The organism is Pseudomonas sp. TE36184, from assembly GCF_054060055.1.
Genome location: NZ_JBSSCU010000001.1, coordinates 2,711,491 through 2,725,488 on the forward strand (window position 1 = coordinate 2,711,491; position 13,998 = coordinate 2,725,488).

13 protein-coding genes are annotated in these 13,998 nt (G+C 53.9%); all 13 read right to left on the reverse strand.

All coding sequences use genetic code 11. From position 1 onward, the window contains the following. Positions 1-4 precede the first annotated feature (4 nt). A complete protein-coding gene (locus tag ACVWZP_RS11940) occupies positions 5-1,180 on the reverse strand; it encodes a hypothetical protein (protein ID WP_261755093.1) in 1,176 nt (391 codons plus the stop codon). Positions 1,181-1,257: 77 nt separating this feature from the next. After that, positions 1,258-2,211 carry a glycosyltransferase family 2 protein gene (locus tag ACVWZP_RS11945; protein ID WP_261755092.1) on the reverse strand — a complete coding sequence of 318 codons (954 nt, stop codon included), beginning with the start codon at positions 2,209-2,211 and terminating at the stop codon, positions 1,258-1,260. A gap of 225 nt (positions 2,212-2,436) precedes the next feature. Beyond that, complete coding sequence (locus ACVWZP_RS11950) at positions 2,437-2,847, reverse strand: sugar 3,4-ketoisomerase (RefSeq protein WP_261755091.1); 411 nt, start codon at positions 2,845-2,847, stop codon at positions 2,437-2,439. A 256-nt stretch (positions 2,848-3,103) separates the two neighbouring features. Then, positions 3,104-4,372, reverse strand: coding sequence for a Wzz/FepE/Etk N-terminal domain-containing protein (locus tag ACVWZP_RS11955; protein WP_261755090.1), 1,269 nt, complete (start codon positions 4,370-4,372; stop codon positions 3,104-3,106). A gap of 425 nt (positions 4,373-4,797) precedes the next feature. Further along, positions 4,798-5,040: a LapA family protein gene (locus ACVWZP_RS11960; RefSeq protein ID WP_046384278.1), complete on the reverse strand. Its 243-nt coding sequence runs from the start codon at positions 5,038-5,040 to the stop codon at positions 4,798-4,800. Positions 5,041-5,064: 24 nt separating this feature from the next. Beyond that, entirely contained in the window at positions 5,065-5,361 is a 297-nt protein-coding gene (gene ihfB / locus ACVWZP_RS11965) for an integration host factor subunit beta (RefSeq protein WP_017848846.1), read from the reverse strand. A gap of 131 nt (positions 5,362-5,492) precedes the next feature. Further along, the gene (locus ACVWZP_RS11970; protein WP_177030485.1) at positions 5,493-5,777 is read right to left on the reverse strand and encodes a hypothetical protein; all 285 of its coding nucleotides are present in this window, start codon (positions 5,775-5,777) and stop codon (positions 5,493-5,495) included. Positions 5,778-5,939: 162 nt separating this feature from the next. Next, complete coding sequence (rpsA, locus tag ACVWZP_RS11975) at positions 5,940-7,634, reverse strand: 30S ribosomal protein S1 (RefSeq protein WP_003218806.1); 1,695 nt, start codon at positions 7,632-7,634, stop codon at positions 5,940-5,942. Positions 7,635-7,753: 119 nt separating this feature from the next. Continuing rightward, positions 7,754-8,443 (reverse strand): (d)CMP kinase, encoded by a 690-nt coding sequence (gene cmk, locus ACVWZP_RS11980; RefSeq protein WP_017848848.1) that lies wholly within the window; start codon positions 8,441-8,443, stop codon positions 7,754-7,756. Beyond that, the gene (locus ACVWZP_RS11985) at positions 8,440-10,650 is read right to left on the reverse strand and encodes a bifunctional prephenate dehydrogenase/3-phosphoshikimate 1-carboxyvinyltransferase (protein WP_457370394.1); all 2,211 of its coding nucleotides are present in this window, start codon (positions 10,648-10,650) and stop codon (positions 8,440-8,442) included. Before ACVWZP_RS11985 ends, cmk begins: the two co-directional genes overlap by 4 nt. Positions 10,651-10,678: 28 nt before the next feature. Next, on the reverse strand, positions 10,679-11,791 hold the full coding sequence (hisC, locus tag ACVWZP_RS11990; protein WP_017848850.1) for a histidinol-phosphate transaminase: 1,113 nt from the start codon (positions 11,789-11,791) through the stop codon (positions 10,679-10,681). 9 nt (positions 11,792-11,800) lie between these two features. Beyond that, the gene (gene pheA / locus ACVWZP_RS11995) at positions 11,801-12,895 is read right to left on the reverse strand and encodes a prephenate dehydratase (protein WP_017848851.1); all 1,095 of its coding nucleotides are present in this window, start codon (positions 12,893-12,895) and stop codon (positions 11,801-11,803) included. Then, positions 12,895-13,980: a 3-phosphoserine/phosphohydroxythreonine transaminase gene (gene serC / locus ACVWZP_RS12000; protein ID WP_026140261.1), complete on the reverse strand. Its 1,086-nt coding sequence runs from the start codon at positions 13,978-13,980 to the stop codon at positions 12,895-12,897. The genes pheA and serC overlap by 1 nt, the downstream gene beginning before the upstream one ends. Positions 13,981-13,998: the final 18 nt, after the last annotated feature.

Here is a 13,998-nt window from a genome sequence, read left to right on the forward strand (position 1 = left end):
AAATCTAATCTTTCTGTAATGAGTCGACTGTTTTCTTGGGAACTATCAAATACCAGCCTAGTACTGCATAGAAAATCCCACCAAGAACCGGCTGAAACTGCATCCCAGACGCAAAGGGCATATTAGCCAAAAAAATCAAGAAAAACCATAGACAAGCGCGATGCAACCCCTGGTTTGCCGTATCCTGTTGAATACAACGAAGGCATTTTTGAATTGCGTAGCTTGCCGAAATCATGAAAATCAGCAGGTAAGGAATTCCACCAATGAAGAGATAGTCAAGAAGCGCATTGTGAGACATGGGTAATTCTTCATTCCCAAATACTCCTGCTCCGCCAGCAATACCTACTCCAACTATCAGCGAATACGGACCATGGTAGTCCAAAACGACGGAAGGCAGCCCCCATAAACGAGAAAGAATACTCTCGGAAAATGAGTAATCGGTGTAGCTTTCACTTGCCTGACCAATCCTGAAAACATTATTGACAACAGAAACCGCATAACTAACATCGAAACTATACAGCAGTGCAACGAAACCAGTCAGCAGCACTCCAATCAAAACGATAAAACCCAACTCACCCTTCTTCAAAAAATACCAAAACACCAATCCAGCGAAAATAACCAAATTAATAACTGCCGCTTTTTGCAACGACAACAACATACCAATTGCTATCGCAGCAAGCACAACGCACCTCAACAAACCTCGCCTAATCAGAAAAAATGCGAAGGGTAACGCTAGCCCTCCGGACACACCCAGTATAGTTAAACTACCGGCCAGAGAGGAATACCGCACCAGCCCATCGCGACTAGATGCCTCAGCAAACCAGCTGACAGGACCAAATTTTATTTGATACAAAACTGAGGCACCGCACAGAATCGAAAACAAAATATAAAATTTTAATATCTTTGAAAACCGATCAACCCTCACGAAAACCAATGTCAACACTAATAAAGGCAGCACAAACAAAAAACGTGCGACAGACGTGAGCGTAAAATATTCGGGGTAACAAACCAATGAAATGATAGGTATGACTAACAGCGAGTATCCAATCATAATACTAATAAGAAACAAACCGCCCGAGTCCAGTTCATTCCAGGCTGCATGGGATATTGCCCAAATATTTACGCACAACACTAAAAAAAACACCAGAAGCGGATAGACGTAAAAAAGTCCACGCGCCATATGAAACATATAAAATATAAAAATTACATATCCGCAAAAAAACATAACATTACTGCGACCAACGACTAACACACTCCTCATAGCAAGCCCAGCCTGCTCAAGACCTTCTTTAAACTATATTTCATCTTCTGTAACACACTTGCGCCCAGAGGAACAAAAGCAAATAGATAGGCCACCACATAAATGAGTTTCCTGTCTAACCCGATAGCACGCTTCAAGTTGGTTCTGGCTTGCTTTTTTTGCCCCGCCGCTATATTTCGAAACGCTTCGCCTGCCAGAAAACGGGCGAGACCAACATTACAAGCATTCACGAGCTGGGAATTTTTGCTATACTTTGTCTTCACGTAGCCAATAACTTCCTCAAATTCATGAAGATATCTGGAAAGGTCTTTCCCATTATTAGTGCCATATTTTCGATATTTGCACCATACGCCTGGCAACATAACCACCCTGCCCGCCAGAGATACCTCTATTTGAAAAAGCCAGTCACTAATATATTTAACATCCGTTTTATATATATCCTTAGGCACCATGCTGGATCTGGACATGATGCTCATTGAGCCATCAATCCCCATCTTAGTTATTATATCAACGGTATTATTCGTTTCATCAGCAGGCGTACTACTAGTATATCCCAGCACTGTATTAGTATCAGAGTTAAAAACCTCTACAGAATGATAGCTTATCGCCACATCAGGATGACTCTCCATAAACTCAACTTGCATTGACAACTTTCCAGGCAACATTACATCATCACCCGCAAATAAAACTATATACTTTCCGTCACACGCCTGAAGAGCCTGGTCACAATTATCTGTGATTCCTAAATTATTTTCATTAAGCAACAAAATCATGTTCTTGTACTGAGCAGCATACTTTTTTAATATTTCCTGACCACCATCCGTTGAAGCATCATCTGAAACGACAACTTCAAAATTTTCATAATTTTGGCTAAATATGGAATCCAGGCACTCTTGTAGATATTCTTTAGAGTTATAAACTGGTACCATTACGCTAATTTTTGCAGCCACCGTTTTCTCCAAAATCAGTTATTCATTTCGCAACTGCCAAAACACTAACGTTTAACAGCAATGCTGTTTAGCCTCAGATAAAATCATTTACAACCTCACCACCACAATATTATTATACTTTACGCCATCCAACTTCAGCATCACCATAAATATTTGCACGCACGACAAAGACAACACAACGAAACAAAAGCGCACACTTATTACTCATAAACTCGAAGCATACTTCTAAATACGCGCCACCTTGCTCAACTCAATAAATTGCGCATAATCTCTAATATAGTCCGACTCATTATAATGATCGCTAGCTAATACAAGGAGTACACAATGCTCGCTGAAATCGTGCATCTCATGCCAAGCCATCTCATCAATAACTATCCCCTTTTTAGGGCAGTCCAAGATTACTTCTTCACGATGAGTACCATCATCCAATATCATCCGGCAACTTCCTGCAACGCATATAGCAACCTGCTTTAATTCACGATGAGCATGAAACCCCCTGCTCACGCCTTTTGCGGTACCATATATGTAATACACACGTTTTATATCAAACGGGATAACTTTTCCGTGCTCAATAGCGACCAAACTACCTCGATGATCACCCAGTACCTGAAAATCAATCCACCTAACTAAATTCATATCCCACACCTAAAACTCAAAAAAATGGTTGTTTTTAGAATAATTGCAATGCCATAGCCTTAAATAGCCTTTTCCGACTAACATGGTGCTGAGCAAGAAGCTAGTCTTAATTTAGCACATTCTCTTTAACGAAGACCACAGCCAACAGGCTTTTGATCTCTGCCTCATAGCACACGAACTCTGTCCACAGGGGATGGGTAAGCCCCTCCTCCGAGAGGCTGAATTGTGATTAAGTATGCGATATGAACAAAGAATACTATTCAGGAGAACGGAATGCGTAGCGCATTACCGCGAATGCGGCACCTACCAAAGCCCCCACTAAGAGCCCGAGGACGAGGTTGAATCCTCTCTGCGGCTTCACAGGACCCAGAGGTTCGAGCGCTTGCTTGTCCACCGTCACAAGCTTCAATTTACTCATATCGGTATTGATATTACCTAATCGAGAAATTTCCGCACGCAAGGGCTGTACACCGCTCAAAAAAATATCTTCATTCTCCCGCCCAGACAGTACATCTATTTCGCGATTGCTTTTAAGCAGCTGTAGCTCTTTAGCAATTTGTGAAATACGGGAAGAGCTAAAGTCATCTGACTTACGCCCTAGCAACGCAACGCGCTCAGCCTCCAACGCTTCCACCCCCATAAAATAAAGCGGGAATTGCTGATTATTAACTTCCGTATGCATTACATTAGCGCCGCCAGCACCGGATGACTCCGACATGGACGACGGTGTCGAAGGCTTTCTAATTCCTAATTTCTTAGCAATAGATATAGCCTCATCAAGCTGAGCTACTCGATTACCGCGCTTTACTATTAATTGAGCTCGTAATGCGCGAAGCTCATCGTTCAATTTCGCACGCTTAATATTATCGGTTTCCAACAAAGAGGCAATCTTCGCTTCTTTTTCAGATTGATAACTTGCACGCGCAGCTGAAAATTTCTCATTGAGTTCATTTAAGCGATTGCCGACAATAACATTGACATCAGCGCCAATTTGCGAAATCTCTTTTTTAATCGCATAATTTACGAGCCCGTTTAAAATGGCAACGCCATCCACCCTCCCCGGATAGTTCAACTTCAATTCTATATATGTATTGAGCGAATCCGGCTTATTTGGATCAGGCAACATAACACTTACTGAGCTCATATTAAACTCTTCGAAACTTTGCTCCAATGTACGACCTGGCTTCATGAAAGCCTGAAATAAGTCTTGGTTCGCCCTAAAAAATTCTAAGCGGGTTTCGTAAGACTCCAGAGAAGCGCCTAATCTCGTCAGCGCCTCACGCGGCGGTAGCACATAAATCCCAGACCGATTCAAAGCATCAAACTCATTTAACGCTGCAGGGCGTAAGGTGCTGCTTACCTGGTATTCAGGAGTAGCCAGCAGGCCATAACCGAAGCCAACTGCGGCACCGATCACAATAAGTGCCGCTATAAGTTTTCTTTGCTGCCAAACAGCCTTAAAAACTACAACAAAATCAAATTTGTCAACTGCGGAGAGCGGGGAAACACGGAGGCTGCTACTCACAACAAAAACCTGCCTTCAAAAAGAAACTGCGGGCTCGTTATGCAGACAAAATTGTGTCTTTTTTATTCTAATTAGATGACCGTCAAAAACCAGCGTCGCTGCCAAATTTTGAGCGCACAAATTGCCCGTTATCGAGAACAGATTTCATTTTGCCATCTCTCTGACATATTGCAAGTATTGACATAGGCATCAGGTTTTCTTACACGTATAGCGCCAAACCTCATGGAACACGCCCGAGGAATCTTGAAACAGAAAGAAAACTCCGAACTATCGAGCTAAAACCCAATGAATCCGCGGATTTTTTACTTGAGGGCGGCCGCATCATTACAAGGCGGCGCTGAAATTGACGGGCTATTTTAGGGCAGTTTTCTGACGAGCGGTTGTCTCAGCATGCATGCGATTTTTGTGGAACGGGAGAGAGCTCCCTAGGCACGCCCTGCAGGGGTCGACTTATGACGCCGACTGCGCACCAATATGCCTAACAACGGCCCTATCAGCATGCCGACAATCAACGCCACGGTCACGAACACCGACACCGGCATCTGCCCGGTCGCCAGGCCAAGGAACGAGAGAGACACGCCCTGCTGGTTTTCGAGCACAAACGCTATAACCACCAGTGCGACCACCAGCACTGTCAGCAACACCACGGCGCGCTTAATCCCACGCATAATCTTCTCCTACCCTAAAGACACTCAGACGTTTTCTTCTTCGTCTTCGTTCACTCGATCACGCAATTCCTTGCCCGGCTTGAAGTGAGGCACGAACTTGCCGTCCAGGCTGACGGATTGCCCGGTCTTAGGGTTACGGCCTACGCGCGGGGCGCGGTAGTGTAGCGAGAAGCTACCAAACCCTCGGATCTCAATACGATCGCCCGTAGCCAGGCATTGGGACATTTGTTCAAGCATGGTCTTGATGGCCAGCTCCACATCCTTGGATGAGAGCAGCCCTTGATGGGTGACAATTCGTTCGATCAACTCCGACTTCGTCATATTTTTCCCTTCTTTTTCAAGCAGCTAGGAAAAGCGCTTCAAAGGTTTTAGCATGACTTGATGAATTTGAACAGCCCATCCAATAACTTATCTACACGCCAGATCGACTTCACTATCAAGCGCTTACGCGCTCAATTGCAGATCACCAGCATCGTGCGGGTAACGGCGCCTGCCGGGTTCCAGCCGAACAAGTAATCCCCTTCCTCGTCCTTGGCGTCACTGGACCTTGTGACGACCTTGTACCCCTGCGTCTTGCACTCTCGAGCCGCGCGCTTCTCGCACTTCTCCCAGTTGGAACCCAAGCCTGAGCAGTCGATCTCGATGCCACTGACGCCATGCCGTGCGTGAGTCTTGGCATTGGTGGCGGCGCAACCTGCAAGCATGGCCATTGCGAACACTAAGATGAGCCTGTTCATTGAAAATCCTTACTGAATCAGCAACACGGGAATAGCTTATCCAAAGACTATAATCAGTTCTGACACCGATCAGCTCTACGTGGCTCCAAGTTGTTGATTCAACAAATTTCAGGCACAAAAAAGGGCGACCGAAGTCGCCCTTTTTCTATGGTCTGACAGAACTCAGTTCTGTTTTTCCATTTGTGCACGCAGCAGGTCGCCCAGAGTGGTAGGACCAGCAGAAGGCTCAGAGGTAGCTGGCTTGTCGCGCAGGCTCTGGATGGCTTCTTTCTCTTCAGCATCGTCTTTCGACTTGATGGAGAGCTGGATTACGCGGCTCTTGCGGTCAACGCTGATGATCTTGGCTTCTACTTCTTCGCCTTCTTTCAGAACGTTGCGCGCGTCTTCAACGCGGTCACGGCTGATTTCGGAGGCTTTCAGAGTCGCTTCGATATCGTCGGCCAGGGTGATGATGGCGCCTTTAGCGTCAACTTCTTTCACGATGCCTTTAACGATTGCGCCTTTGTCGTTCTCTTGAACGTACTCGGAGAACGGATCGCTTTCCAGTTGCTTGATGCCCAGGGAGATGCGCTCGCGCTCTGGGTCAACCGACAGGATAACGGTGTCCAGCTCGTCGCCCTTCTTGAAGCGACGAACAGCTTCTTCGCCCACTTCGTTCCAGGAGATGTCGGACAGGTGAACCAGGCCGTCGATGCCGCCGTCCAGACCAATGAAGATACCGAAATCGGTGATCGACTTGATGGTGCCGGAGATTTTATCGCCCTTGTTGAACTGGCCAGAGAAATCTTCCCATGGGTTAGATTTGCACTGCTTGATGCCCAGGGAGATACGACGACGCTCTTCGTCGATGTCCAGAACCATAACTTCCACTTCGTCGCCGACTTGTACGACTTTCGAAGGGTGGATGTTTTTGTTGGTCCAGTCCATTTCGGAAACGTGTACCAGGCCTTCAACGCCTTCTTCCAGCTCAGCGAAGCAGCCGTAGTCAGTCAGGTTGGTAACGCGCGCGGTCACGCGGGTGCTTTCTGGGTAACGGGCTTTGATAGCGACCCATGGATCTTCACCCAGTTGCTTCAGGCCCAGGGAAACACGGTTGCGTTCGCGATCGTATTTCAGAACCTTGACATCGATCTCGTCGCCAACGTTGACGATTTCGGAAGGATGCTTGATACGCTTCCAAGCCATGTCGGTAATGTGCAGCAGGCCATCGACGCCACCCAGATCGACGAATGCGCCGTAATCGGTGAGGTTCTTGACGATACCTTTGACTTGTTGGCCTTCCTGCAGGGATTCCAGCAGAGCTTCACGCTCGGCGGAGTTCTCTGCTTCCAGGACGCTGCGACGGGAAACGACAACGTTGTTGCGTTTCTGATCGAGCTTGATGACCTTGAATTCGAGTTCCTTGCCTTCCAGGTGCGTGGTGTCGCGCACTGGACGGACGTCGACCAAAGAACCTGGCAGGAACGCACGGATGCCGTTAACGTCGACAGTGAAGCCGCCTTTAACCTTACCGTTGATAACGCCCTTGACCACTTCTTCAGCTGCGAAGGCTGCTTCGAGAACAATCCAGCATTCAGCGCGCTTGGCTTTTTCACGGGACAGCTTGGTTTCACCGAAACCGTCTTCAACCGAGTCCAGAGCAACGTGAACTTCGTCACCGACATTGATAGTCAGATCGCCAGCGTCGTTGTAGAACTGCTCAAGCGGGATGAGTGCTTCAGACTTCAGACCAGCGTGAACGGTTACCCAGCGAGCTTGGTAATCGATATCAACGATAACACCGGTGATGATGGAGCCTGCCTGAAGGTTCAGGGTTTTTAGGCTTTCTTCAAAGAGTTCCGCAAAGCTTTCGCTCATTTTAATTCCTGTTGATAAGGGCGAAGAATACGCCCATCTCCACGCCCCAGACGGTGTGGGTTAGTTTCAATTAAAAGAAGCACCGCAGGACTATGACTGGTCCCCTGCAGACTTCTTGGTCACCCGGCGATATCGCGAATAGCGATTTCACTCAAGATGCGTTCCAGCACCTGCTCGATGGACAACTCCGTTGAATCCAGCTGTATGGCATCAGCCGCCGGCTTGAGCGGGGCTACTGCGCGCTGGGTATCACGCTCGTCGCGTGCACGGATCTCATCTAGCAGACTCGACAGACTAACACCATCCACTTTGCCCTTCAACTGCAAGTAGCGGCGACGCGCCCGCTCCTCGGCGCTGGCGGTCAGGAAAATCTTCAGCGGCGCCTCGGGAAATACCACCGTGCCCATGTCGCGGCCATCGGCTACCAGGCCCGGAGGCTCCTGAAACGCCCGCTGGCGCTGCAGCAGCGCATCACGCACGGCCGGCAGCGCGGCAACCTGGGAGGCCCAGGAACCGACTTGTTCGTTACGCAGGTCATCGGTCACATCGTCCCCTTCCAGGATGATGCGCTGGGGATGACCTTCCGTCGCAGCGACGAACTGCACATCAAGGTGCGCCGCCAGCAGCTTCAGGGATTCTTCGTTGGTGAGGTCGACGCCGTGGTTGCGGGCGGCAAATGCCAGCAGGCGGTACAGCGCGCCGGAATCCAGCAGGCACCAGCCCAGGCGCTTGGCCAGGATGCCGGCGATCGTGCCTTTGCCCGAGCCGCTTGGCCCGTCGATGGTAATCACCGGTGCTTTGATATTCACAATTGAGCCTCTTGGGCAACACGGATGCCGACTTGGGCACACAGTGTAAGAAAGTTCGGAAAAGACGTAGCAACATTGGCGCAGTCACGGATACGAATCGGCGCCGTTGCCCGCAGCGAAGCCACGCTGAACGCCATGGCGATCCGGTGATCGCCATGGGCATGCACTTCGCCACCGCCCATCAGGCCACCGTCAATGATAATCCCATCGGGGGTGGGTTCACACTTCACGCCAAGGGCGAGCAGACCGTCGGCCATGACCTGGATACGGTCGGACTCCTTGACCCGCAATTCTTGCGCACCACGCAGGACGGTTCGCCCTTCAGCGCAGGCAGCAGCCACAAACAGCACAGGAAATTCATCGATTGCCAACGGCACCAGCGCTTCGGGGATCTCGATCCCTTTCAACGCGGCCGCCCGCACCCGCAGGTCGGCCACCGGTTCGCCGCCCACTTCGCGCGGGTTTTCCAGGCTGATATCCGCGCCCATCAGCCGCAGGATATCGATCACCCCGGTGCGCGTCGGATTGATGCCGACATGTTCCAGCAACAGCTCGGAACCTTCCGCGATTGACGCCGCCACCAGGAAAAATGCCGACGAGGAAATATCCCCCGGTACTTCAATATGGGTGGCGACCAGCGCATGGCCCGACTCGACCGTCGCCGTTGCACCCACGACCTCTACCGGATAACCGAAACCGCGCAGCATGCGCTCGGTATGGTCGCGGGTCGGTGCCGGCTCGGTGACGGACGTCTTGCCCTCGGCATACAGGCCCGCCAGCAGCAGGCAGGATTTGACCTGCGCACTGGCCATCGGCAGCACATACGTCAGGCCTTTCAACTTATGGCCGCCACGGATGGTCAGCGGTGGGCGCCCTTCCGGCCCGGTTTCGATCACCGCGCCCATCTTCCGCAGCGGCTCGGCCACGCGGTTCATCGGGCGCTTGGACAACGAAGCATCGCCGGTCAGCACGCTGTCGAAGGCCTGCGCGGCGAGCAAGCCGGACAACAGGCGCATGGAGGTGCCGGAGTTACCGAGATAAATCGGCCCCGGCGCCGGCTTCAAACCATGAAGCCCGACACCATGAATGATCACGCGCCCGTGGTGCGGCCCCTCGATCACCACGCCCATGTCGCGAAACGCCTGCAAGGTCGCCAGGGCATCTTCACCCTCAAGGAAACCTTCGACTTCGGTCACGCCCTCGGCCAACGAACCGAGCATGATCGACCGATGGGAGATCGACTTGTCGCCCGGCACCCGGATACGCCCGCTCAAGCGGCCGCCCGGGTTGGCGAGGAAAGTCAGGTCGTCGGCGTTCACAGCGGTTTCCATGTAGGCCCGGCGTGCCAGGATCTTGCTGAAATGTTCACGCGCCACCCGCGCACGGGTAAACACGCCCAATAATTGGTGGCCATCCCCGGCATCGACCGCGTCGCGCAAGGCGTCAAGGTCGCTGCGGAAGGTGTCCAGGGTGCGCAACACGGCCTCGCGGTTGGCGAGGAAGATGTCGTGCCACATCACCGGGTCGCTGCCGGCGATCCGCGTGAAATCGCGAAAGCCACCGGCGGCATAGCGGAAAATCTCGAGGTTTTCGTTGCGTTTGGCCAACGAATCCACCAATCCGAACGCCAGCAGATGGGGCAGATGACTGGTCGCCGCCAGCACTTCGTCGTGGCGCTCGACCTGCATATGCTCGACATCCGCGCCCAGCTCGCGCCACAGACGGTCGACCACGGCCAAGGCCGCCGGGTCGGTTTGTGCCAGCGGCGTCAGAATCACTTTATGCCGACGGAACAACTGCGCATTGGACGCTTCCACCCCGCTCTGCTCGGAACCGGCAATCGGATGGCCCGGCACAAAACGCGCGGGCATCTCGCCAAACGCCTGCTGCGCCGCCCGCACCACATTGCCCTTGGCGCTGCCGACGTCGGTGAGGATCGCCTGGCCGAGGTCCATGCCGGCCAGCACCGCCAGCAACTTCTCCATGGCCAGGATCGGCACGGCGAGCTGGATCACATCGGCGCCCCGGCATGCTAGCGCCAGGTCGGTTTCACAGCGATCGACGACACCCAGCTCAACCGCCAACTTGCACGATTGCGGGTCCAGGTCCACGCCGACCACTTCGCCACACAACCCGCTCTCGCGCAGGCCCTTGGCGAAGGAACCACCGATCAAACCCAGACCGACCACCACCAGGCGACCGATCATAGGCACAGCAGGTTGCAATGCAGTGACATCAACCACGGGCCAGAACCTTGGCCAGCGCCTCCAGGAAGCGGCTGTTCTCAGCCGGCAGACCGACGGTGATGCGCAGGTGGTTCGGCATGCCGTAGTTGGCCACCGGACGCACGATCACGCCTTCGCGCAGCAAGCCCTGGAACACCGGGGCCGCCACTTGGCCGAGATCGACGCAGATGAAGTTGCCCTTGGACGGAATCCAGCCCAGGCCCAGCTCACGAAAGCCTGCCTGCAACTGCAGCATGCCGCTTTCGTTGATGCGACGCCCTTCTTCCAGGTACTCGGCATCCTGCAACGCTGCGCAGGCCGCCGCCAGGGCAAGGCTGTTGACGTTGAACGGCTGACGCACACGGTTGAGCACATCAGCCACCACCGCCGTCGACAGGCCGTAGCCGACGCGCAGCGACGCCAGGCCATAAGCCTTGGAGAACGTGCGCGAGACCAGCAGGTTCGGGTAGGCCGCGAGGAAATCCAGGCCGTCGGGCAGGTCGCTGCCTTCGGCGTACTCGATGTAGGCCTCGTCCAGCACCACCAGCACATGTTCCGGCACATCCTGTAGGAAGTCGTTCAGTGCCTGTGCATCGAACCAGGTGCCGGTCGGGTTGTTCGGGTTGGCGATAAACACGACGCGGGTCTGTGCATCGATCGCCGCCAGCATGGCCGGCAGGTCGTGACCCCAGTCCTTGGCAGGAATCACCCGCGCATCGGCACCGACGGCCTGGGTGACGATCGGGTAGACCGCAAACGCGTGCTCGCTGAACACGGCGTTCAGGCCGGGCGCCAGATAGGCACGACCGACCAGTTCAAGAATGTCGTTGGAGCCGTTGCCCAGGGTCACCTGATTCAGCTCGACCCCGCACTTCTGCGCCAGCAGGGACTTGAGGGCAAAACCGTTGCCATCCGGATAACGGGTCAGCTCGGCCAGCTCTTCACGAATCGCCGCCAGCACCTTGGGGCTTGGACCCAGAGGGTTCTCGTTACTGGCCAGCTTGACGATCTTCGCCGGGTCCAGGTTCAACTCACGCGCCAGCTCGTCCACAGGCTTGCCTGGAACGTAAGGCGACAGTTGTTGCACGCCCGGCTGCGCCAGGGCGAGGAAGTTGCCACTCATGTTAACGCCTCACAAAACCGCTTTCGGGTAAGAGCCCAGCACCTTGAGTGCCACGGCTTCCTGACTGATTTTCTCGAGCACGCTTTTGACCAGCGGATCACGGTGATGGCCGATGAAGTCGATAAAAAACACGTAGGTCCATTTACCGCTGCGCGAAGGACGAGTCTCGATGCGCGTCAGGTCAATCCCGTTGTCATGGAACGGCACCAGCAGTTCATGCAGCGCGCCGGGCTTGTTGCTCATGGAGACGATGATCGAGGTCTTGTCGTCGCCAGTCGGCGGCACTTCCTGGCTGCCGATCATCAAGAAGCGCGTGGAGTTGTCCGGGCGGTCTTCGATTTTTTCGGCCAGGCGCGTCAGGCCGTACAGGCCCGCCGCCATATCGCCAGCAATCGCCGCCGAGTTCCACTCGCCCTTGACCCGCTTGGCCGCTTCGGCGTTGCTGGACACCGCCACGCGCTCGACATTCGGGTAATGGGCATCCAGCCACTTGCGGCACTGGGCCAGGGACTGGGCGTGGGAGTAGATACGGCTGATGCTGTCGGTCTTGGTGTTTTCACCCACCAGCAAATGGTGGTGGATGCGCAGCTCGACTTCGCCGCAGATCACCATGTCGTGCTCAAGGAAGCTGTCCAGGGTGTGGTTGACCGCGCCTTCGGTGGAGTTTTCCACCGGCACCACGCCAAAATTCACCGCGCCGGCCGCCACTTCACGGAACACTTCGTCGATCGCTGCCATCGGCTTGCTGATCACCGCGTGACCGAAGTGCTTCATCGCTGCCGCCTGGGTGAAGGTGCCTTCCGGGCCGAGGTAAGCCACTTTCAGCGGCTGCTCGAGCGCCAGGCAGGAAGACATGATTTCACGGAACAACCGCGCCATCTCTTCGTTACCCAACGGCCCCTTGTTGCGCTCCATCACGCGCTTGAGCACCTGAGCTTCACGTTCCGGACGGTAGAACACCGGCACTTCGCCTTCCGCCAGGGACGCCATCTTCACCCGCGCCACTTCCTGGGCACAGCGCGCGCGCTCACTGATCAGCTCCAGGACTTTCTCGTCCAGGCTGTCAATGCGTACACGCAGGGCCTTGAGTTCTTGCTCAGACATTAGCCGTGTTCCTTTTCGAACTCTGCCATGTAGGCCACCAACGCGTTGATGGCATTGATATCGACAGCGTTGTAGATGGAGGCGCGCATGCCGCCCACCGAACGGTGACCCTTGAGGTTCAGCAGGCCGCGCGCCTCGGCACCGGCCAGGAACGGCTTGTCCAGACGGTCGTCGGCCAGGCGGAACGGAACGTTCATCCACGAGCGGTCGGTCAGGTTGATCGGGTTGCTGTACAAACCGCTGGCGTCGATGAAGTCGTACAGGGTGCGCTTCTTCACTTCGTTGAGCTTGCCCATGGCGGCAACGCCGCCCTGCTCTTTGAGCCACTCGAACACCAGGCCCGAGAGGTACCAGGCAAACGCTGGCGGCGTGTTGTACATCGAGCCGTTGTCGGCCGCGACCTTGTAGTTGAGCATGGTGGGGCACAGCGAGCGGGCGCGACCGAGCAGGTCTTCACGGACGATGTTGACCAGGATGCCGCTCGGGCCGATGTTCTTCTGCGCGCCGGCGTAGATCATGCCGTACTTGGACACATCGATCGGCCGCGAGAGAATGTCCGAAGACATGTCGCACACCAACGGCACGTCACCCACTTGCGGCACCCAGTCGAATTCCAGGCCGCCGATGGTTTCGTTGGCCACGTAGTGTACGTAGGCCGCGTCCTTCGACAGCTTCCACTCGTTCTGACCTGGAATCGCGAAGTAATCGTAAGGCTTGGCGGTACCGGCGACGTTGACGTTGCCGTAGCGCGCAGCTTCTTCGATGGCTTTCTGCGACCAGATACCGGTATCGATGTAATCGGCCGTGCCGTCTTCGGGCAGCAGGTTCAGCGGCACCTGGGCGAACTGCTGGCTCGCGCCGCCCTGCAGGAACAGCACTTTGTAGTCGGAGGGAATGTCCAGCAAGTCGCGCAGGTCCTGCTCGGCCTTGGTGGCGATGGACACGAACTCATCACTGCGATGGCTCATTTCCATCACAGAGAGGCCTTTTCCATGCCAATCGAGGAGTTCACCCTGCGCGCGCTGCAGGACTGCTTCAGGAAGCGCCGCGGGACCGGCACAGAAGTTATAGGCTCTCTTGCTCACATCCAATCTCACTCTGAT